Origin of the sequence: Nocardioides sp. SR21, assembly GCF_022761125.1 — a bacterium.
Lineage (GTDB): Bacteria > Actinomycetota > Actinomycetes > Propionibacteriales > Nocardioidaceae > Nocardioides.
In genome coordinates this window covers 620,097-641,131 of the sequence record NZ_JAKWJR010000001.1, presented here as the reverse complement: position 1 = coordinate 641,131, position 21,035 = coordinate 620,097, and the positions used below count along the sequence as shown (strand labels likewise).

The following is a 21,035-nucleotide window of genomic DNA, read 5'->3' as shown; positions in this document are numbered from 1 at the left end:
GCAGCAGGAGACGTGCCTCAGGCGCGCACGGAGCGAAGCGAGTACGCGCATGAGAGTGCTCGTCACCGGCGGCAGCGGATTCCTCGGGCGCTCGGTCGTCGCCGGGCTCACCGCAGCCGGCCACGAGGTCGTGAGCGCGGACCTGCGCCCGCCCGCGGTGGTCATGGACGTGACGTCGCGCTCGCAGGTCGACGAGGTGATCGGTGCGGCGCGTCCGGAGGTCGTCGTGCACCTCGCCTCGAGCGTCACGCCGGGGCCGGACTCCACGCGCGAGCTCGAGTACGCCGTGGACGTCGACGGCACCCGCAACGTGCTCGACGCGTGCGTGGCGCACGGGGTCCGACGGGTCGTGGTGTCGTCGAGCGGGGCGGCGTACGGCTACCACCCGGACAACCCGGCGTGGATCACCGAGGACCAGCCGGTACGCGGCAACGAGGTGTTCGCGTACAGCCACCACAAGCGGCTGGTCGAGGAGATGCTGCCGGCGTACTCGTCCCTGGAGCAGGTCGTGCTGCGGATCGGCACCATCCTGGGCGAGTCGGTCGACAACCAGATCACCGCGCTCTTCGAGCGGAAGCGGCTGCTGAAGATCCGCGGCTCGGAGTCGCCGTTCGTGTTCATCTGGGACACCGACGTCGTGGCCGTGATCGAGCAGGCCGTGACGGGCTCGGTGACCGGGGTGTTCAACGTGGCGGGCGACGGAGCGCTGACGATCAGCGAGATCGCCGGCCTGCTCGACAAGCCGGTGCTGACGCTCCCGGAGCCGTTGCTGCGGACGGCGCTCGCGGTCGGGTCGCGGCTCGGTCTCACGGCGTACGGGCCGGAGCAGACGATGTTCCTGCAGTACCGCCCGGTGCTCGCGAACGACCGCCTCAAGACGGTGTTCGGCTACACCCCCACCCGAACCTCCCGCGAAGCGTTCGATGATTGGCGGGCGGCTCGCCGGTCATACTGAGCACCATGCGAGCAATCTGGAAGGGCGCCGTGTCGTTCGGGCTGGTCAGCGTGCCCGTGAAGCTCTACTCCGCGACCGAGTCCCACGACGTCTCGTTCCGCCAGGTGCACGCCAAGGACGGCGGCCGGATCAAGTACCAACGGGTCTGCTCGATCGACGGCGAGGAGGTCGCGTACGCCGACATCGCCAAGGGCTACGAGACCGAGGACGGCGAGATGGTCATCCTCACCGACGACGACATGGCCGAGCTGCCGTCGACGTCGTCGCGCGAGATCTCGGTCGAGAAGTTCGTGCCCTCGGAGCAGATCGACCCGATGCTGTTCGAGAAGTCGTACTACCTCGAGCCCGAGAAGACCGGCGCCAAGCCGTACGCCCTGCTCCGCCAGGCCCTCCTCGACGCCGACCGGATGGCCGTCGTCACCGTCGCGCTGCGCCAGCGCACCACCGTCGGCGTGCTCCGCGTGAAGGACGACGTGATCGTGCTGCAGACGATGATGTGGCCCGACGAGATCCGCACCCCCGACTTCAACGTCGACGCCGGTGACGTCAAGCCGCAGGAGGTCAAGATGGCGAACATGCTCGTCGAGACCCTCGCCGGCGACTTCGACCCCGCCGAGTTCGAGGACGACTACGCCGAGGCCGTCGAGGCGCTGGTCAAGACGAAGATCGAGGGCGGCGAGGTCAAGCGCACCGAGACCTCCACCAAGACCTCCGGCGAGGTCGTCGACCTCCTCGCCGCGCTCCAGCGCTCCGTCGACGCCGCCAAGACCGCCCGCGGCGAGGACGAGCCCGAGGAGAAGAAGCCCGCGAAGAAGGCGCCCGCCAAGAAGGCGGCGAAGAAGGCCCCGGCCAAGAAGGCCGCCGCGAAGAAGTCGACCACCAAGAAGACGGCGGCCAAGAAGGCGAGCTGATCCGGGCGGAGGCGGTCAAGGGCGGCGAAGCCGGCGAGGCGGACCCTTGACGGCCGCCGGTCGGGACGGACGATCGAGCGCCGGGAGGCCGCCGAGCACTCCCGTCAGTCGGTGCTCGTCCACCCGCACCAGGTGACCTGCGAGCCCGCGGACAGGTCGAGGGCGGCCTGCCGGTCGGCGAGGACGCCGAGGGCGCGGGCGAGTCGCTCCTCCAGCGGGCTGGTGTCACCGAGGGCGGCGAGCTTGGCCGCCTCCTCGTGCAGCAGCGCACGGAACCGGTCCACCCCGGGGCTGCGCCCGAGGATGTGCGGGCCGGCCTCGTCCACCGCAACGCTCACGCCCTGGTCCGCCACGAGCCCACTCAAGCACCGACCACCGACAACCGATCAGGGCCGGCGCGCGTCACACGGACATGAGGTACCTGAAGGCGCTGCTGACCCTGCTGGTCGTGACCGCGATCGTGGCGGCGGGGGTCGGGATAGCGGCGTACGCCGCCTCCCACGCGTTCGTGTCGCTGTTGAACTGAGACCTGGGTCTCGATACGCCGGTCGCGGCCTCGTTCCTCGGTCGCGCAGCTACTCGACCTCTTCGCTGTTCGTGGCCCGAGCGAGCTCGGGCCACGAGCTCAGACCTCGGTCCGGCCGTCGTTGTCCTTGTTGCGGAGGCCGATCTTGTTGCCGAGCCACACCAGCGGGTCGTACTTGCGGTCGACCACGCGCTCCTTCATCGGGATGATCGCGTTGTCGGTGATCTTGATGCCCTCCGGGCAGACCTCCGTGCAGCACTTGGTGATGTTGCACATCCCGAGCCCGGCCGCGCCCTGGGCGAGCGCCCGGCGGTCGTGGGTGTCGAGCGGGTGCATGTCGAGCTCGGCGTACCGCAGGAAGAACCGCGGGCCCGCGAACGCCGGCTTGTTGTCCTCGTGGTCACGGACGACGTGGCAGGTGTTCTGGCACAGGAAGCACTCGATGCACTTGCGGAACTCCTGGCCGCGCTCGACGTCGATCTGCGCCATCCGGCGCTTGCCGTCGGCGTCGCGCGGGCCGAGCTCGGCGTACGGCAGCTCCTTGGCCTTCTCGTAGTTGTACGACACGTCGGTGACCAGGTCGCGGATGACCGGGAACGTCCGCATCGGGGTGACCGTGATCGTCTCGGTCGGCTCGAAGTCGGACAGCCGGGTCATGCACAGCAGCCGCGGCTTGCCGTTGATCTCGGCGGAGCAGGAGCCGCACTTGCCGGCCTTGCAGTTCCACCGGATCGCGAGGTCGCCGGCCTGGGTCGCCTGGACCCGGTGCAGGGCGTCGAGGACGACCTCGCCCTCGGACACCTCGACGTCGTAGTCGCCGAGGTCGCCGCCCGATTGGTCGCCGCGCCAGATCCGCATCTTCAGCGTGTAGCCCATGTCAGTGCCTCTCCCTCAGTCGAAGTACTTCTTGAGCTCGTCCGGCATGACCGGGAGCGGCTTCTCGTGCAGGTCCACGCCGGTGCCCGCGGCGTTCAGGTTCACCACCAGGTTCTTCGTGCCCCACTCGGCGTTCGGGCCGGGGAAGTCGTCGCGGGTGTGGCCGCCACGCGACTCCTGACGCGCCAGCGCAGCCTTCGCGATGCACTCGCTGACGATCAGCATGTTGCGCAGGTCGATCGCCAGGTGCCAGCCCGGGTTGTACTGCCGGTGCCCCTCGACCTTCATCGACTTCGCGCGCTCCTTGAACGCCTCGATCTCCGCGAGGGAGGCCTCGAGCTCGGACGCGACGCGGATGATGCCGACCAGGTCGTTCATCGACTGCTGGAGGTCGGACTGGATCGTGTACGGGTTCTCCCCGCCCTCGACCTCGAACGGCGCCAGCGCGCTGGCCTGCGCCGCCTTCACGTCCGCCTCCGCGACCGCGGGCCGCGCGGCCAGCCCGGCGGAGTACGCCGCCGCCGCCTCGCCGGCTCGCTTGCCGAACACCAGGAGGTCACCCAGCGAGTTGCCGCCGAGCCGGTTCGACCCGTGCATGCCGCCCGAGCACTCGCCCACGGCGTACAGCCCGGTGACCGCGCTCTCCTGGGTGTCGGCGTCGACCTCGACGCCACCCATCACATAGTGGCAGGTCGGCCCGATCTCCATCGGTTCGGCGGTGATGTCGACGTCGGCCAGCTCCTTGAACTGGTGGTACATCGACGGCAGCCGCTTGCGGATGAACTCCGGCGTACGGCGGGACGCGATGTCGAGGTAGATCCCGCCGTGGGGTGTCCCGCGGCCGGCCTTGATCTCGGAGTTGATCGCCCGGGCGACCTCGTCGCGGGGCAGCAGCTCAGGGGGGCGGCGGTTGTTCTTCTTGTCGTCGTACCACCGGTCGGCCTCCTCGATCGTGTCGGCCGTCTCTGCCTTGAAGAACTCCGGGATGTAGTCGAACATGAAGCGCTTGCCCTCGGAGTTCTTGAGGATGCCGCCGTCGCCGCGCACCGACTCCGTGACCAGCAGCCCCTTCACCGACGGCGGCCAGACCATGCCGGTCGGGTGGAACTGCACGAACTCCATGTTGATCAGGCTGGCCCCGGCCCGCATCGCGAGCGCGTGGCCGTCACCGGTGTACTCCCACGAGTTCGAGGTGACCTTGAAGGACTTGCCGATGCCGCCGGTCGCGAGGATCACCGTCGGGGCGTCGAAGAGGATGAACCGGCCGCTCTCGCGCCAGTAGCCGAACGCGCCGGAGATGCGGTCGCCGTCCTTCATCAGGTCGGTGACCGTGCACTCCATGAACACGTCGATGCCGAGCTGCACGGTGCGCTGCTGGAGCGTGCGGATCATCTCCAGGCCGGTGCGGTCGCCGACGTGGGCGAGCCGGGCGTACTTGTGGCCGCCGAAGTCGCGCTGCGAGATCAGCCCGTCGTCGGTGCGGTCGAACAGCGCGCCCCAGTCCTCGAGCTCCTGCACCCGCTCGGGCGCCTCCTGGGCGTGCAGCTGGGCCATCCGCCAGTTGTTGAGCATCTTCCCGCCACGCATGGTGTCGCGGAAGTGCACCTCCCAGTTGTCCTCGGGCCAGCGGTTGCCCATCGCCGCGGCGATGCCGCCCTCGGCCATCACGGTGTGCGCCTTGCCGAGCAGCGACTTGCAGACCACCGCGGTGCGGGCGCCGGCCTCGTGCGCGGCGATCGCGGCCCGCAGGCCGGCACCGCCGGCGCCGACCACGACCACGTCGTACTCGTGGCGCTCCATGCCGCCCTCGCTGGAGCCGGACATCTCGTTCCCGGTCATGGGGTGCCGAGTCGTATCCACTAGAAGAACCTCACGTCGTCGATGGCGCCCGTGGCGAGCAGGTAGATGTAGAAGTCGGTCAACGCGACGGAGAACAGGGAGTACCACGCCCACCGGGCGTGCTGGCCGTTGAGCTTGGAGACCCAGCCCCAGAGCCGGTAGCGGACCGGGTGCTTGGAGAAGTGCCGCAGCCGGCCGCCCATGATGTGCCGGCAGGAGTGGCAGCCGAGCGTGTAGAGCCAGATGAAGACGACGTTGACCAGCATGATCAGCGTGCCGAGGCCCATGTGGATCCCGTCGGACTCACCTTCGGCGGGCCCGAACGCCAGGAACACGTCGTAGGTGAGGACACAGGCGACCACGACCGCGGCGTACCAGAACCAGCGGTGGACGTTCTGCGCGAGCAGCGGGAACCGGGTCTCGCCGGTGTACTTGCCGTGCGGCTCGGCGACGGCGCAGGCCGGGGGCGAGAGCCAGAACGCCCGGTAGTAGGCCTTGCGGTAGTAGTAGCACGTCAGCCGGAAGCCGAGCGGGAAGATCAGGATCAGCAGCGCCGGCGAGAGCGGGAACCCGCCGAACGGCTGCCCGAAGTCCGACGAGCCGGGCACGCACTCGTTGCTCAGGCAGGGCGAGTAGAACGGCGAGAGGTACGGCTCGACGAAGTAGTTCTCGCCCGAGAACGCCCGCCACGTCGAGTAGATGATGAAGGCGACGAAGACGGTGAACGTCACGGCCGGCATCAGCCACCAGCGGTCCGACCGCAGTGTCTTGACGCCGATCCGGGCTCGCGTGGGCCCGTTCACTCCGGTCGAGCCACGTGTGTCCGTTGACGCCATCGATCCTCCGCAGGTCCGGTCTCTCCAGAGCGAGTCGTACGTGAGTCTGCACAAACGGCCCCGGATGTGAAAGAGGCCACACCGGAAATCCAGAACGTGTTTCACCGAGCAGGTTCACCCGACGTCCACCCGGACGCACCCGTCCGGACACGGCGGCGGGCGACCGTGACGGCATGCGGATCGCCCTGGTGACCGAGACGTTCTTCCCCGCGGTCGACGGCACCACGACGACCGTCAAGGCCGTCCTCGACCGGCTCGTCGACCTCGGGCACCAGGTGCTGGTCATCGCGCCCGGCCCCGGTCTGACGACGTACCGCGGCTGCCGGATCGCCCGCGTGCGGCCGCTCGACAAGCCCGGCTCGCAGGTGCGCGAGGCGATCGACACCTTCCGCCCGGACCTCGTGCACGCGACCTCACCGGGGACCGTCGGGCGCAAGGCCCTCAAGCACGCCGGCCGTCTCGGCGTGCCGACACTGGCCGTCGAGCAGTCCCCGACGCTCTCGGGCGTCTCAGCCGACCGGATGCTCGTCACCTCGACGTGGATGCTCGGCGGTGACCGGCAGCTCTGGGCGCCCGGCGTCGACACGGCGGCGTTCACCCCCGCGCTGCGTGACGACTGGCTGCACGACCGCTGGTCGAAGTCCGGCTCGCGGGTCGTCGTCGGGTACGTCGGCGCCCTCCGCAAGCACCACGGCGCACGCCGCCTCCTCGCACTGAACGAGGTGCCGGGCATCAGGCCGGTCGTGATCGGCGACGGCCCGCAGCGCGGCTGGCTCCAGGCGCACCTCCCCGGGGCGAGGTTCACCGGGGCCCTGGGCACCGGCGACCTGGCCGCCGTGCTGCCCGCCCTCGACGTGCTCGTCCACCCCGGCGAGCAGGAGACCTGCTGCCACGCGCTGCGTGAGGCCGGCGCCAGCGGCGTACCGGTCGTCGCGCCGCGGGCGGGAGGCGCGCTGGACGTCGTACGCCCCCTCGAGACCGGCCTCTTCTACGACCCCGGCGACGAGCAGGCGCTCGCCAGAGCTGTCGCGGCGATCGCGGCGGACCGCACCCGCGCCCTGCTCGGCGCCCGCGCCCGCGAGCTCTCGACCCGGACCTGGCGCGGCGCCGCGGACGAGCTCGTCGAGCGACACTACCGAGGCCTCATCGGCCGGTTGCGACCCGTCAGTAACAAGGCGTAAGTCACACTCCCCGCGGCGGACCGCGCCGACTTCGAGGGGTAGCGTGGCCCCTTGTGGCAACGACGACCCTGGTCAAGGGGGGCCGAGCTTCCCGCTCGACGATCACCCTGAAAATTCTGATGGCCGCCAGCGGCATCATCTTCATCCTGTACGTGCTCGCGCACATGTACGGCAACCTCAAGGCCTTCTCGGGCCACGACGCCTACAACGAGTACGCCCACCACCTGCGCACCATCGGCCAGCCGATGCTGCCGCACGGGAACCTGCTGTGGCTGATGCGCATTGGGCTGATCGTCGCGCTGGTCGTGCACGTGTACTCCGCGGCCGCGCTGTGGCGCCGGGCCCGGTCCGCGCGCAGCACGCAGTACGTGATGAAGAAGAACCTGGCGTCGTCGTTCTCCTCGCGCTGGATGCGCTGGGGCGGCGTGACCATCCTGCTGTTCCTGGTCTGGCACCTCGCCAACTTCACGATCGGCAAGGTCAACATCCAGGGCGGCGAGACCAACGACCCGTACAACCTGCTGGTCGACACCTTCGAGGTCTGGTGGATGACGCTCATCTACCTGGCCGCGATGTTCGCGCTGGGCATGCACCTGCACCACGGCACCTGGAGCGCCGCGCAGACCCTCGGTCTCACCAACAACGCCAAGTCCCGCCGCAACGCCAAGACCCTCGGCTGGATCCTCGCCGTGCTGGTCGCGGGCGGCTTCTCCCTCGTCCCGATCTTCGTCCTCGCCGGCGTCATCAACTAAAGGGGTCTTCAGCACATGACCGACATGCCGGACACCACCCTCACGGGCGACCCGTCCCACGACGCTCCCGGCGAGCCCGCCGACGACGCGGCCGGTTACTACACGCCCGGTGACCCGATCCGCGACACGAAGGCTCCCGAGGGGCCGATCGCCGACCGCTGGCAGACCCGCAAGTTCGAGGCCCGCCTGGTCAACCCGTCGAACCGCCGCAAGCTCGACGTGATCATCGTCGGCACCGGCCTGGCCGGTGGCGCTGCCGCCGCCACGCTCGGCGAGGCCGGCTACAACGTGAAGTCCTTCTGCTACCAGGACTCCCCGCGCCGGGCGCACTCGATCGCCGCCCAGGGCGGCATCAACGCGGCCAAGAACTACAAGGAGGACGGCGACTCCGTCCACCGGCTCTTCTACGACACCGTCAAGGGCGGCGACTACCGCTCGCGGGAGTCGAACGTCTACCGCCTGGCCGAGGTCAGCACGAACATCATCGACCAGTGCGTCGCGCAGGGCGTCCCGTTCGCGCGTGAGTACGGCGGCCTGCTCGACAACCGCTCGTTCGGCGGCGTGCAGGTCTCCCGCACGTTCTACGCCCGCGGCCAGACGGGTCAGCAGCTGCTGATCGGCGCCTACCAGGCCATGGAGCGCCAGGTCGCCGCCGGCACCGTCGAGCAGTTCACCCGCCACGAGATGCTCGAGCTGATCGTCGTCGACGGCAAGGCCCGCGGCATCGTCGCCCGCGACATGGTGACCGGCGAGATCCAGACCCACCTCGCCGACGTCGTCGTGCTCGCCAGCGGCGGCTACGGCAACGTCTTCTTCCTCTCCACGAACGCGATGGGCTCGAACGTCACCGCCTCCTGGCGCGCGCACCGCAAGGGCGCCTACATGGCGAACCCCTGCTACACGCAGATCCACCCGACCTGCATCCCGGTCACCGGCAGCCACCAGTCGAAGCTGACGCTGATGTCGGAGTCGCTGCGCAACGACGGCCGCATCTGGGTCCCGAAGAAGCAGGCCGACTGCGAGAAGGACCCGCGCGACATCCCCGAGGAGGACCGCGACTACTACCTGGAGCGGATCTACCCCTCCTTCGGCAACCTGGTCCCCCGTGACATCGCCTCCCGTGCCGCCAAGAACGTGTGCGACGAGGGCCGCGGCGTCGGCCCGGCCGTCGAGGGCGTGCGCCGCGGCGTCTACCTCGACTTCAGCGCCGCGATCGAGCGCCTGGGCCGCGACGGCATCGAGGAGAAGTACGACAACCTCTTCGACATGTACGCCCGGATCACCGGTGAGAACCCGTACGAGGTCCCGATGCGGATCTACCCGGCCGTCCACTACGTGATGGGCGGCCTGTGGGTCGACTACGACCTGCAGTCGTCGATCCCCGGCCTGTTCGTGACCGGCGAGGCGAACTTCTCCGACCACGGCGCGAACCGCCTCGGCGCCTCGGCGCTGATGCAGGGCCTCGCGGACGGCTACTTCGTGCTGCCGCACACCATCCGCGACTACCTCGCGGACGGCCCGTTCGAGAAGATCGACGAGAGCCACCCGGCGGTCGTCGAGGCGCGCGCGGCGGTCGAGGACCGGGTCGCGCACTTCCTGAACACCAAGGGCACCCGCAGCGTCGACTCGTACCACCGCGAGCTCGGCAACATCATGTGGGAGTACTGCGGCATGGAGCGGACCGAGGACGGCCTGAAGAAGGCGATCGACCTCATCCGCACCCTCAAGGACGACTTCTGGCGCAACGTGAAGGTGCTCGGCACCGCGGACAGCCTGAACCAGTCGCTCGAGAAGGCCGGCCGCGTCGCCGACTTCCTCGAGCTCGGCGAGCTCATGTGCATCGACGCGCTCAACCGGCGTGAGTCCTGCGGCGGCCACTTCCGTGGCGAGTCGCAGACCGACGACGGCGAGGCGCTGCGCCACGACGACCATTTCGCGTACGTCGCGGCCTGGGAGTTCGCCGGGGACGGCGAGCCGCCCGTCCTGCACAAGGAAGACCTCGTCTACACGGCCATCGAGATGAAGCAGCGGAGCTACAAGTGAAGGTCACCCTCAAGATCTGGCGCCAGCCGGACGCCCAGACCAAGGGCGCGATGCACACCTACGACCTCGACGGCGTGTCCTCGGACATGTCCTTCCTCGAGATGCTCGACGTGCTCAACGAGGATCTCATCGCCAAGGGCGAGGACCCGGTCGCGTTCGACTCCGACTGCCGCGAGGGCATCTGCGGCATGTGCGGCCTGATGATCAACGGTCAGGCGCACGGCCCGGAGGTCACCACGACCTGCCAGCTGCACATGCGGTCCTTCAAGGACGGCGACGAGATCGTCATCGAGCCCTGGCGCGCCGACGCGTTCCCGGTCATCAAGGACCTCGTCGTCGATCGCGGCGCGTTCGACCGGATGATCCAGGCCGGCGGCTTCATCTCCGTCAACACCGGCTCCGCCCCCGAGGCGCACTCGGTGCCGGTCCCCCGCGACGACGCGATCCGCGCGTTCAACGTGGCGACCTGCATCGGCTGCGGCGCGTGCGTCGCCGCCTGCCCGAACGGGTCCGCGTCGCTGTTCATGGGCGCGAAGATCACCCACCTCGGTGAGCTGCCGCAGGGCCAGCCGGAGCGCGACTCCCGCGTCGTCGGCATGGTCAGCCAGCACGACGCCGAGGGCTTCGGCGGCTGCACGAACATCGGTGAGTGCACCGCGGCCTGCCCCAAGGAGATCCCGCTCGACGTGATCTCCCAGCTCAACCGGGACCTGCAGACCGCCCTGCGTCACGGTCACTAGCCCGGTGCCGAGCGGAGCTCGGCACCGGATCAGCTAGGGAGGTCGAGTAGCCGCGCGGCCGAGGAACGAGGCCGCGACCGGCGTACCGAGACCCACCGAGTGGTCTCGATACGCTCGCTGGCGCTCGCTACTCGACCGACGAGGAAGACGGTCGAGTGGTCTCGATACGCTCGCTGGCGCTCGCTACTCGACCAACGAGGATGGCCGCGGCTCGCTGGCGCTCGCTACTCGACCGACGAGGATGACGGTCGAGTGGTCTCGATACGCTCGCTGGCGCTCGCTACTCGACCGACGAAGAAGGCCGCGGCTCGCTGGCGCTCGCTCCTCGACCGACGAGAATGACGGTCGAGTGGTCTCGATACGCTCGCTGGCGCTCGCTACTCGACCAACGAAGAAGGCCGCCGCTCGCTGGCGCTCGCTACTCGACCAACGAGGAAGGCCGCGGCTCGCTGGCGCTCGCTACTCGACCAACGAGGAAGGCCGCGGCTGGCTGGCGCTCGCTACTGCACCGACGAAGCGCCGGGCAGCAGCCAGATCTCCTCCTCGGCGGAGCCGAGGGTCGGGCAGCGGGCGCCGGGGACGACCTGGACGTCGAAGATCTCGTGGACGCCGGTCTCCCACTCGAAGGTCGCCACCGTCTCGCCGGTGCGGAGGTCGACGACGCCGAGCCCGCACTTGAGCTGGTCGTGGTACTCCGCGATCGGGGCGCCGCCGAAGATCGCGGTCTCCCGGATCTTCGACAGTCCCACGAAGGCCAGGTCGCCGTGGATCGCGAGACCACGGGCGTAGCCCGGGAGCATGGCGACCACGTCACGCTTCCCGGTGGCGGTGTCGACCCGCTCGAGCCGGCCGAACCCGGAGTTCAGGACGTAGAGGTCGCCCGCGTGCCACCGCGGCGAGTGCGGCATCGCCAGCCCCGAGGTCACCACCTCGCTGGACTCGACGTCGAGCACGATGCCGCTGTCGTTGCGCACCGCCCGCCACCCGCGCGCCTCGTCCGACGGCGCCATCGCGGTGACGTACGCCGGCCGCCCGTCGCGCATCGCCAGCCCGTTGAGGTGGCAGCGGTCCTCCGGCGCCAGCGCGGAGATGAACGGCGGCCGCCAACGCGGCACGAAGCTGTGCCGGTCGTCCAGCCCGGCCAGGCAGGAGAACGAGGTGTTCACCAGCCACAGGTCGGGCGCCCCCGCGTCGGTGCGTCCCCACGTGACCTCGTGGCACTGGATCGCCCCGGTGACCACCGAGGAGCGCGGCAGCCAGCACCGGTCGTAGGTACCGGCCGGTGCGACCGCGGGCGCCAGGTCGGAGTGGTCGCGCAGCGTCCAGACCTGGTTCTTCCCGCCCACGACCAGGCGGTCCGCGCCCAGCGCCACGCCCATCGCGTTGTCGAAGCGGCGGAACGAGAAGCTCAGGCGCCCGTCCGCGACACCGATCGCCACCAGCTGCCCCGCCTGGTAGGTCGAGACGAGGAGCGAGCAGCCCGCGGCCTCCAGCACGCCCGGGAAGGACGTGCTGTGGTGGTAGCGGACCTCGGTGCCGCGGTCGTCGCCGGCGCTCACGTGGAGAACGTGTACGAACGGACCACGCTGGACGCCTCACCCGCGCAGGGCGTGTACGTGAACCTGGCCCGCACCTTCACCTCGCCGTCCTTCCTGAGCTCCTTCCTGCCCGCCCGGCTCAGCTGCAGCTGCACCGTCGTCCGGCCGGCCTGACCGATCTCCAGCGTCGCGCGCTTGAGCTTGGACCCGGCCACGGGGCGGATCGCGAGCGTCCCCGGGGCGTCGGCGGAGACGCGGACCCGGACCGTCTCCGAGCCCCCGCGCCTGCCGGACACCTCGAAGCCGAAGTGCGTGTTGATGTCGGCGACCAGGGCGGTGCCGGCCTCGGTGCCGTCGGACCTCCACAGCTCGCGGCCGTGTTCGCCGTCATCGGCTCCGAAGTAGACGGTGTCGCCAGCGGCGGTGATGGACGACGGACCGCTGTAGTAGCCGCTGTCGTCGTCGATGTCCTTGACCAGGACCGTGCCGGCCTCGGTGCCGTCGGACGTCCACAGCTCCTTGCCGTGCACGCCGTCGCGGGCGGCGAAGAACAGCGCGTCGTCCGTGGCCGTGAGGTACGACGGCTCACTGCCGTAGCCGCCGGAGCGGATGTCCTCGACCAGGACGGTGCCGGCCCCGGTGCCGTCGGACTTCCACAGCTCGCGGCCGTGCACGCCGTCGTCGACGGCGAAGAAGAGGGTCCCGGCAGCGGCGATCAGCGAGGAGGGGCCGCTGTAGTAGCCGGTCTCGTCGTCCACGTCCTTCACCAGCACGGTGCCGGCCTCGGTGCCGTCGGTCTTCCACAGCCCCCGTCCGTTGGTGCCGTCGTCGGCCACGAAGAACACGGTGCCGTTCGCGCCCACCGCGGGGCCGGACGTGCCGATCGCGGAGCCGGGGTTCACGTCCTTGACCAGGTGGGTGCCCGCCGCGGTGCCGTCGGAGGTCCAGAGCTCGCTCCCGTGGACGCCGTCGCGCGCCGCGAAGAACAGCTTCCCGTCGGCTGCGGACAGGTAGCCCGCCTGGCTGTCGTACGACCCTGGGTAGACGTCCTTGACCATCGTCGTGCCGGCAGCGGTGCCGTCGGACTTCCACAGCTCCCGGCCGTGGACGTCGTCATCGGCCGTGAAGAAGAGGGTGCTCCCGACGGCGACGAGGTCGTTCGGTCCGCTGTAGTCGTCGTCGTCCGAGCTGATGTCCTTGACGAGCACGGTGCCGGCCTTGGTGCCGTTCGACTTCCAGAGCTCGCGACCGTGGGTGCCGTCGTCGACGGTGAAGAACACCGTGCTCCCCACTGCGATGAGCTGGCTGGGGCCGCCGTAGTAGTCGTCTCCGCTGCTGACGTCCCTCACCAGGACGGTGCCGGCCTCGGTGCCGTCGGACCTCCACAGCGCCCGGCCGTGCTCGCCGTCGTCGATGACGAAGAAGACCTTCCCGCCGGCCGCGACCAGCGAGGTCGGGCCGTAGGAGTACTCCCCGTCGCTGCCGATGTCGGCGACCAGCGCCGTGCCGCCGGGCGTGCCGTCGGTCTTCCACAGCTCGCGGCCATGCACACCGTCATCGGCGGCGAAGAAGAAGGTGCCGCCCACCGAGACCCCTTCCGACGGGTTGCTCGGCGGCGTCGCGAGGTCGGTGCACGCGGCCGACACCTGTCCGGCGTACGCCGGCGCCGTCGCGACCGGCGCGAGTCCCGCCAGTCCGACGGCGGCGACCGCCGCGGCGGTCATCGTCCGGCGCCGGCGGCGCAGCGACTTGGCGCGCGCCGTTCGTGCTCGCAGTACCTGTGCCCTGGCGCTCCGCTGTCGTCGGCTCATCGCCGCTCACCTCCACGCGTCCTTGCGAGCATGTTGCCACCTCGCACCCGTCTTCTCGCGGGTATGACGCCTCAGGAGGCGGATCGGTTGCGCAGGATCTTGGATCCGAGCACGGCGAACACGACGCCGAGCACCAGGTTCACCACGATCAGCCCCGTGTGGGCGACCCAGTAACCCGTAGCGCGGTCCTCGCCGTCGGCGTGCGCCTCCGACAGGTTCTTGGCGAACGTCAGCCAGATGAAGAAGTTCCAGACCGCCATCGCGACCAGGAACCACCCGGTCCGTCGCCCCACACTCATGACCTCATGGTCTCATCGGCGCTTCAGGGTGTACGACCTGACCTCGCTGAGGGTCTCGCCCGCGCACGGGACGTAGGTGAACCGCGCCGTGACCCGCAGCTGGCCGGTACGCCGGAGCTGCGCCTCGCCGGCGCGGGTGAGCCGGATCGAGTGGTCCCCCTGACCACCCTCGAGGAACTGGCGCGACGGCTCGATCTCGGAGCCCGCGACCGGTCGGACGCGCAGCGTGCCGTCGCCACTGGTGTAGAAGCGGACGGAGAGGACGTAGGGCTTCCAGTCGTACCCGAGGATGTCGAGCCGGTTCTTCACCGCGATGTCGCGCAGCAGCGCCGTGCCCTCCCGAGTGCCGTCGGACCGCCAGAGCTCCCGCCCGCGGACACCGTCGTCGGCGCTGAAGAACACCAGGCCGCCGGAGGTCGCGACCCTCTCCACGCCGGGGTAGTAGTAGTCGTCGTTGGCGTCGACGTCGCGGACCAGCGCCGTGCCTGCCGGCGTCCCGTCCGAGCGCCACAGCTCCCGCCCGTGCACGCCGTCGTCCGCGGTGAAGAACACCTGCTCCCCCACCGCGGTCACGGGGCCCGGCGCGCTGGCGGAGGCTCCGGGGCGCACGTCGGCGACCAGGACGGTCCCGGCCTCGGTGCCGTCGGACCTCCACAGCTCGCCTCCGTGCACGTCGTCGTCGGCCGTGAAGAACACCTGGTCGCCGACCGCCCGCAGCCGGCGCGGACCGAGGTAGTAGGGGCCGTAGCGCTCGGTGTAGTAGCCGGTGTCGGAGGCGAGGGCCTTGACCATCACGGTGCCGGCCTCGGTGCCGTCGGACGTCCACACCTCCCGGCCGTGCACGCCGTCGTTCGCGGTGAAGAACAGCCGGTCGCCCGCCGCCGTGAGGTCCTCGATGCCGTAGGAGAAGTCGGCGTCGTCCGGGTCGAAGTGTCGGACCAGGACGGTGCCCGCCTCGGTGCCGTCGGAGGTCCACAGGTCCTGCCCGTTCGAGCTCTTCCCGACGGCGAGGAAGACCTTGTCGTCCGCCACGACGCCGCCGGCGAAGGAGCTGCTGCCCGGCCCCGGGCGGAGGTCCTCGACGAGGACCGTGCCGGCCCGGGTGCCGTCGGTCTTCCAGAGCTCCACTCCGTGCTCGCCGTCGTCGGCGACGAGGAACACCGTGTCGCCCACGGCCCCCAGGATCCCCGGACCCCGCTTGTTCGTGCCCGGCCCGATGTCCTTCACCAGGACGGTGCCGGACCGGGTGCCGTCGGTCCTCCACAGCTCGCGCCCGTGCACCCCGTCGTTCGCGGTGAAGAACATCGTGTCGCCGGCGACCGTGAAGTCCAGCGGTCCCGTGTAGGGGCTGTGAGTGGTGCTGACGTCCTTCACCATGCGCGTCCCGGCGCGGGTGCCGTCCGACCGCCACACCTCCCAGCCGTGCTCGCCGTCGTCGGCGAGGAAGAACAGCGTGCCTCCCGCGGCCGTCAGGGTGTACTGCCTGATCTCGGCCCCCTTGCCGAGGTCCTTCACCAGCACGGTCCCGGCTCGGGTCCCGTCGGTCTTCCACAGCCGACGCCGGTCCACGCTGTCGGTCGTGCTGAAGAAGAGGGTGCCGTCGACGTCGACGCCGAGGCTCGGGTAGCTCGGCGGGGTGCACGCGGGGGACGCGGCGCCCGCGCCCGCCGGCGCTGGAGCGACCGGCCCGAGACAGATCAGTCCGGTCGCGGCCACCGCCGCGGCCGCCGTTCCCGCCACCCGTAGCGTCATGACCTCCCACTGCCCGATCCGTCGCGGGACAAACGACCGGTGACCCGGCGCACGACCGCCACCAGGCCGAGCGTGCTCAGGGCACCGGCGACGTACGCCGCCGCCCACGGGTGCTCCGGCTCGGGGCGGACCCACGCCTGTGGCGGGGCCTCGACCGGCACCGGCCGGCGCGCGGCCCGCGCCGCCGGGGCGGTGACGACCCACGCGGCGGCGTACAGGATCACCCGCGACGAGTAGTAGATCCACACCAGCACGATCAGCGCGAGACCGAACACCTGGAACGCCGCGTTCCCCTGCGTGGCGGCGATCAGGGGGCCGGCGACCTGCTTGAGGACCTCGAACGCGAGCGCGCCGACGAACGCGCCGGACAGCAGCGCCCGGCGCGGGAGGTGGGGGTTGGCGAGCAGCAGGAACATCGCCCAGAACAGCAGCAGGTCGGCGCCGAGGCCGACCACGACCGTGATCAGACGGAGCACCCAGCTCAGGTCGGTGCTGAGCTCCAGCCAGTCCAGCACCTCCTCCGAGAACCCGCCCACCAGGCCGGCGACCGCGACGGAGACCAGCAGGATCACGCCGATGATGGCCAGGGTGACCAGGTCGCGGAGCTTGCCGACCACGAAGCTCGGCTGGTCCGCGCGGGGCAGCTCGAAGACCACCTCCAGCGCCCGGCGCACGGCGGTCAGCCAGCCGAGCCCGGCGTACAGCAGGATGAGGAATCCGATCGCCCCGACGGTCGCCGCGGCCTGCTTGATGTCGGCGACCTGGATCTGCCCGGCGCCGTCGCCCACGAGGCCCGGGATGACGTGGTTGATCGCGCGCTCGAGGCTGGACTGCGCGTCCTCGTAGACCTTCGCGATCCAGCCGACGACGAAGAACGCCAGCGCGAGCAGCGGGAACACCGACAGGAACCCGAAGTACGTGATCGCACCGGCCTGCTGGGCGGCCTTCACCGCCGTGTAGTGCTCCTGCATCCGCACCAGGTGGTCGACCAGCGGTCGCCGGGCACGTACGTCGCGCACCCGTGCGGTGATCCGCTGCCGGGCCGGTGCCATCAGCGGCTCGTGGCGCCCTGCAGGGGGAAGTCGCGCGTCGGCCGCCAACCCTCGGTCTCGTCGTGGACGTAGAGGTGGAAGCCGGACACCTCGAACTCGCACTCGAAGTCGGCGAGCTCGGCGAACGCACGGTCCAGGGCGTCGTCCTCGAGGTGGTGCGCGATCGTGACGTGCGGGTGGTAGGGGTACTGCAGCTCCACGTCGAGCGGGCCGCGACGCACCGCCTTCGCGAGCTGCTCGCACTGGGAGATGCCCTCGACGAGGGTCACGAACACGACCGGCGAGACGGGCCGGAACGTGCCGGTGCCGCGCAGGTGCACCGCGAAGCTCGAGGCCTGCGCCGCGGCCTCCTCGAGGTGCTTCTCGACCTCGGCCAGCTCCGCGTCGTCGATCTCGGTCGGCGGCACCAGCGTGACGTGCGTCGGGATCATCGTCGCGGTCGTGTCACCGACCGCGGTCCGATAGTCCTGGAGCTGTGTGGCCCAGGGCTCGGGGATCGCGACGGCCACCCCAATCGTCGGCATTGACTGACCCTACTGCTCTAGCGCGCGGCGGCGACGAAGCCGACCCGCTGGTACACGTCACGGAGCGTGGCCTCGGCCACGGCGCCCGCCCGTTCGGCGCCCTGGCGCAGCACCTCGGTGAGGTAGGCCTGGTCGTCGAGCAGCTCGAGGGTGCGCTCGCGGAACGGCGTCACGAACTCCACGACGACGTCGGCCAGCTCCGTCTTCAAGCTTCCGTACCCGCGGTCGCCGTACTCCTGCTCGAGGTGGGCGATCGCCCGGCCCGAGAGCGCGGAGTAGATCGTCAGCAGGTTGCTGACGCCCGGCTTGTTCTCGGGGTCGAAGCGCACCACGGCCTCGGAGTCGGTGACCGCGGAGCGGATCTTCTTGGCCGACACCTTCGGGTCGTCGAGCATCTCCACGATGCCGGACGGCGAGGACGCCGACTTCGACATCTTCGCGGTGGGGTCCTGGAGGTCGGTGATCTTCGCCGTCGCCTTCAGGATGTACGGCTCCGGGAGCCGGAACGTCTTCTTGTAGCGGGTGTTGAACCGGTGCGCGAGGTCACGGGTCAGCTCGAGGTGCTGGCGCTGGTCCTCGCCGACCGGGACGTAGTGCGGGCGGTAGAGCAGGATGTCGGCCGCCTGGAGGATCGGGTAGGTGAACAGCCCGACGCTGGCCGCACCCTCGCCACCCTTGGCGGACTTGTCCTTGAACTGCGTCATCCGGCGGGCCTCGCCGAAGCCGGTGAGGCACTGGAGCACCCAGCCGAGCTGGGCGTGCTCGGGCACCTGCGACTGGATGAAGATCGAGGAGCGCGCCGGGTCGATGCCCATCGCGATCAGCTGGGCGGCGGCGCGGAGGGTCCGCTCACGCAGCACCTTCGGGTCCTGCTCGAGGGTGATCGCGTGCAGGTCGGCGATGAAGAAGAACGGCTCGTACTCCTCCTGCAGGTCCACCCACTGCCGCAGTGCGCCGAGGTAGTTGCCGAAGTGGAACGAGTCGGCGGTCGGCTGGATGCCGGAGAGCACCCGTGGACGCGCGCCCCCGGAGCCCTGCACGGACGCCGACACCTCGGGTGCGGTCGTGGTGGACATGGGGGCCATTCTGACCCATACGGATAGTCATTCGAGCATCCGGGGTGATGCGCTCTAGGGTGCACCGGTGATCCCCACCCTCACCGACGGCGTCGTCACGCTGCGGGCCCACCGGCCCGATGACGTGACCGGCGTCTTCGAGCAGTCCCAGGACCCCGACTCGCAGCGCTGGACGACGATCCCGGTGCCGTACGCAACGTCCGACGCCGAGTTCTTCATCGGCGAGCTGATGCCACGCGGCTGGGCCGACGACTCGGAGTGGGGCTTCGTGATCGAGGCCGAGGGCCGGTACGCCGGTAGTGCGTCGCTGCGCAACGAGGGCAACGGGCGCGGGGAGATCGGCTACGGCTCGCACCCCTGGGCCCGCGGCACCGGGTACGTCGAGCGCGGCCTCCGGCTGCTGCTCGAGTGGGGCTTCGAGGAGAAGGGCCTCCACACGGTGATCTGGTGGGCCCACGTCGGCAACTGGGCGTCGCGCCGGCTGGCCTGGAAGATCGGGTTCACGGTCGAGGGCACCGTCCGGAAGTGGCAGCCGCAGCGCGGCGAGCTCCGCGACGCCTGGGTGGGCACGCTGCTGCGCGACGACCCCCGCGAGCCGAGCAGCACCTGGCTCGACAACCCGGTGGTCGTCGGCGACGGGGTCCGGCTGCGGCCGTTCACCGAGGCCGACGTACCCCGGGTCGCGGAGGGCATCGGCGACGCGGACACCCAGTTCTGGCTCTCGTTCTTCCCTCGGGGCTTCGACGAGGAGGACGGCCGTCGCTACGTCGAGCAGGTGACCGAGCGGCTCGCGACCAACCACACGGTCACGTGGGCGTGGTGCACGGAGGACGACGACCTGCTGCTCGGCGCGGTCGGGCTGCACCGGATCTCCGGCGGCGAGCCCGAGATCGGCTACTGGACCCACCCCGACGCGCGGGGGCGCCGGCTCACGGCCACGGCTGCCCGGCTCGCGGTCGACCACGGCTTCGAGGTGCTCGAGCTGCCGCGGCTCTCCGGCTTCGCCGCCACCGGCAACAGCGCCTCGTGGAAGGTGCTGGAGCGCCTGGGCATGCGGCGGATCGGCGTCCAGCGGGAGGCGACGCACACCGGCGACGGCGCCCCGGCGGACCTGGTCGGCTACGACCTGCTGCGCGCCGAGTGGGCCGACCAGAGGAGCACGCCGACACCGAGCACCGACAGCGCCGCGCCGACGAGCGCGGGCGATCGGTAGCCGTAGCCCGCGGCGATCACGACCCCGCCGAGCCAGGCGCCGAGCGCGTTCGCCAGGTTGAGCGAGGCGTGGTTCATGGCCGCGCCGAGAGTCTGGGCCTCGCCCGAGACCGCCATCAGCCGCAGCTGCAGGTTGATGACCAGCACCGAGCCGATCGCGGTGACCAGGAAGATCGCCGGCATCAGGCCCCAGCCCCACGGCGCGGTCGCCCACACCAGCAGCATCACCAGGCCGGACCCGATCCCCGACCAGATCAGGGTGCGGAACACCGACCAGTCGCCCAGCCGGCCCGCGACCCAGGTGCCGGCCACCATGCCGAGGCCGAACACGGCCGTGAACACCGGGACCGCCGAGTCCCCCAGCCCGCCGACGTCGGTGACGAGCGGGGCGATGTAGGAGTAGACCGCGAACATGCCGCCGAAGCCCACGGCGCCGGCCAGCAGCGTGAGCATCGCCTGCCCGTTGCGGAAGAACTGCAGCTCCCGGCGGCCGGTCGCCTCCGGGTTGCCCGGGCAGGACGGCACGAACGCGAGCACCAGCACGACCGTCAGCAGCGCGAGGCCGGCCGCGGAGAGGTACGCCACCCGCCAACCGAGCTGCTGACCGAGCCAGGTCGCCACCGGAACGCCGATCACGTTCGCGACCGACAGGCCGAGCATCACGCTGGCCACGGCACGACCGCGCCGCTCGGGCGCGGCCATGCTGGCTGCGACGAGCGAGGCGACGCCGAAGTAGGCGCCGTGCGGCAGGCCGTCGAGGAAGCGGGCGAAGAACAGGACGCCGTAGCTGTTCGCGGCCGCGCTCAGCACGTTGAAGACGGCGTACGCGACCATCAGCCAGACCAGCAGGGCCCGGCGCGGCAGCTTGGCGCCGAACACCGCGATCAGCGGGGCGCCGACGACGACCCCGAGCGCGTACGCCGCGATCACGTTGCCGGCGGCCGGGATCGAGACGCCGACGCCCTCGGCGATCTGCGGGAGCAGACCCATCGTCACGAACTCGGTCGTGCCGATCGCGAAGCCGCCGACGGCGAGCGCGAAGACGGCCAGCCGGAAGTGCGCGGCCCGCGTCGCCGAGATCTCGGCGGGGGCAGAGGTGGTCGTCGTCACGC

19 protein-coding genes are annotated in these 21,035 nt (G+C 70.5%); 7 read left to right on the top strand and 12 right to left on the bottom strand.

The genetic code is table 11. The features are described from left to right. Nucleotides 1-49 precede the first annotated feature (49 nt). Together MJ604_RS03185 and MJ604_RS03180 are read left to right on the top strand one after the other, a co-directional pair. On the top strand, nt 50-955 hold the full coding sequence (locus MJ604_RS03185) for an SDR family oxidoreductase (RefSeq protein WP_243056830.1): 906 nt from the start codon (nt 50-52) through the stop codon (nt 953-955). A gap of 5 nt (nt 956-960) precedes the next feature. After that, a complete protein-coding gene (locus tag MJ604_RS03180) occupies nt 961-1,866 on the top strand; it encodes a Ku protein (RefSeq protein WP_243056829.1) in 906 nt (301 codons plus the stop codon). A 104-nt stretch (nt 1,867-1,970) separates the two neighbouring features. Here MJ604_RS03180 and MJ604_RS03175 read toward each other — a convergent pair whose 3' ends face one another. The 4 genes from MJ604_RS03175 to MJ604_RS03160 form a co-directional block, all read right to left on the bottom strand. Then, nucleotides 1,971-2,204, bottom strand: a complete 234-nt coding sequence (locus tag MJ604_RS03175; RefSeq protein WP_243056828.1) for a hypothetical protein — start codon at nt 2,202-2,204, stop codon at nt 1,971-1,973. 287 nt (nt 2,205-2,491) lie between these two features. Then, nucleotides 2,492-3,268 (bottom strand): succinate dehydrogenase/fumarate reductase iron-sulfur subunit, encoded by a 777-nt coding sequence (locus MJ604_RS03170; RefSeq protein ID WP_243056827.1) that lies wholly within the window; start codon nt 3,266-3,268, stop codon nt 2,492-2,494. Between the two features lie 15 nt (nt 3,269-3,283). Beyond that, entirely contained in the window at nt 3,284-5,107 is a 1,824-nt protein-coding gene (locus tag MJ604_RS03165) for a fumarate reductase/succinate dehydrogenase flavoprotein subunit (protein ID WP_243056826.1), read from the bottom strand. Between the two features lie 20 nt (nt 5,108-5,127). Next, complete coding sequence (locus MJ604_RS03160; RefSeq protein WP_243056863.1) at nt 5,128-5,847, bottom strand: hypothetical protein; 720 nt, start codon at nt 5,845-5,847, stop codon at nt 5,128-5,130. 269 nt (nt 5,848-6,116) lie between these two features. Between MJ604_RS03160 and MJ604_RS03155 the strand changes: the two genes are divergently transcribed. Genes MJ604_RS03155 through MJ604_RS03140 form a run of 4 tightly spaced genes read left to right on the top strand, consistent with a single transcriptional unit; the run spans nt 6,117 to nt 10,659 of the window. After that, a complete protein-coding gene (locus tag MJ604_RS03155) occupies nt 6,117-7,124 on the top strand; it encodes a glycosyltransferase (protein ID WP_243056825.1) in 1,008 nt (335 codons plus the stop codon). Between the two features lie 53 nt (nt 7,125-7,177). Further along, on the top strand, nt 7,178-7,876 hold the full coding sequence (locus MJ604_RS03150) for a succinate dehydrogenase cytochrome b subunit (protein ID WP_308194105.1): 699 nt from the start codon (nt 7,178-7,180) through the stop codon (nt 7,874-7,876). Between the two features lie 24 nt (nt 7,877-7,900). Then, nucleotides 7,901-9,919, top strand: a complete 2,019-nt coding sequence (locus MJ604_RS03145) for a fumarate reductase/succinate dehydrogenase flavoprotein subunit (RefSeq protein ID WP_243056862.1) — start codon at nt 7,901-7,903, stop codon at nt 9,917-9,919. Then, on the top strand, nt 9,916-10,659 hold the full coding sequence (locus MJ604_RS03140) for a succinate dehydrogenase/fumarate reductase iron-sulfur subunit (RefSeq protein WP_243056823.1): 744 nt from the start codon (nt 9,916-9,918) through the stop codon (nt 10,657-10,659). Before MJ604_RS03145 ends, MJ604_RS03140 begins: the two co-directional genes overlap by 4 nt. A gap of 500 nt (nt 10,660-11,159) precedes the next feature. On the opposite strand, the gene MJ604_RS03135 is transcribed toward MJ604_RS03140, so the two are convergent. The 7 genes from MJ604_RS03135 to trpS all read right to left on the bottom strand — a co-directional run bounded on the left by MJ604_RS03135 (nt 11,160) and on the right by trpS (nt 18,711). Continuing rightward, complete coding sequence (locus MJ604_RS03135) at nt 11,160-12,218, bottom strand: TIGR03032 family protein (RefSeq protein ID WP_243056822.1); 1,059 nt, start codon at nt 12,216-12,218, stop codon at nt 11,160-11,162. Next, complete coding sequence (locus tag MJ604_RS03130; RefSeq protein ID WP_243056821.1) at nt 12,215-14,008, bottom strand: ELWxxDGT repeat protein; 1,794 nt, start codon at nt 14,006-14,008, stop codon at nt 12,215-12,217. Before MJ604_RS03130 ends, MJ604_RS03135 begins: the two co-directional genes overlap by 4 nt. Before the next feature lie 71 nt (nt 14,009-14,079). Continuing rightward, nucleotides 14,080-14,307 carry an SCO4848 family membrane protein gene (locus tag MJ604_RS03125; RefSeq protein ID WP_243056820.1) on the bottom strand — a complete coding sequence of 76 codons (228 nt, stop codon included), beginning with the start codon at nt 14,305-14,307 and terminating at the stop codon, nt 14,080-14,082. 12 nt (nt 14,308-14,319) lie between these two features. Continuing rightward, nucleotides 14,320-16,059, bottom strand: coding sequence for an ELWxxDGT repeat protein (locus MJ604_RS03120; RefSeq protein ID WP_243056819.1), 1,740 nt, complete (start codon nt 16,057-16,059; stop codon nt 14,320-14,322). Beyond that, complete coding sequence (locus MJ604_RS03115) at nt 16,056-17,111, bottom strand: YihY/virulence factor BrkB family protein (RefSeq protein ID WP_243056818.1); 1,056 nt, start codon at nt 17,109-17,111, stop codon at nt 16,056-16,058. The genes MJ604_RS03120 and MJ604_RS03115 overlap by 4 nt, the downstream gene beginning before the upstream one ends. Then, nucleotides 17,111-17,635 (bottom strand): 2'-5' RNA ligase family protein, encoded by a 525-nt coding sequence (locus MJ604_RS03110; RefSeq protein WP_243056817.1) that lies wholly within the window; start codon nt 17,633-17,635, stop codon nt 17,111-17,113. The genes MJ604_RS03115 and MJ604_RS03110 overlap by 1 nt, the downstream gene beginning before the upstream one ends. A 17-nt stretch (nt 17,636-17,652) precedes the next feature. Beyond that, nucleotides 17,653-18,711 carry a tryptophan--tRNA ligase gene (gene trpS, locus MJ604_RS03105; RefSeq protein WP_243056816.1) on the bottom strand — a complete coding sequence of 353 codons (1,059 nt, stop codon included), beginning with the start codon at nt 18,709-18,711 and terminating at the stop codon, nt 17,653-17,655. Nucleotides 18,712-18,778: 67 nt separating this feature from the next. Here trpS and MJ604_RS03100 point away from each other — a divergent pair, with 67 nt between their 5' ends. Further along, nucleotides 18,779-19,924 (top strand): GNAT family N-acetyltransferase, encoded by a 1,146-nt coding sequence (locus MJ604_RS03100; RefSeq protein WP_243056815.1) that lies wholly within the window; start codon nt 18,779-18,781, stop codon nt 19,922-19,924. Here MJ604_RS03100 and MJ604_RS03095 read toward each other — a convergent pair. Next, nucleotides 19,831-21,033 carry an MFS transporter gene (locus MJ604_RS03095; protein ID WP_243056814.1) on the bottom strand — a complete coding sequence of 401 codons (1,203 nt, stop codon included), beginning with the start codon at nt 21,031-21,033 and terminating at the stop codon, nt 19,831-19,833. The two genes, MJ604_RS03100 and MJ604_RS03095, sit on opposite strands and share 94 nt — an antisense overlap. Between the last annotated feature and the right edge of the window lie 2 nt (nt 21,034-21,035).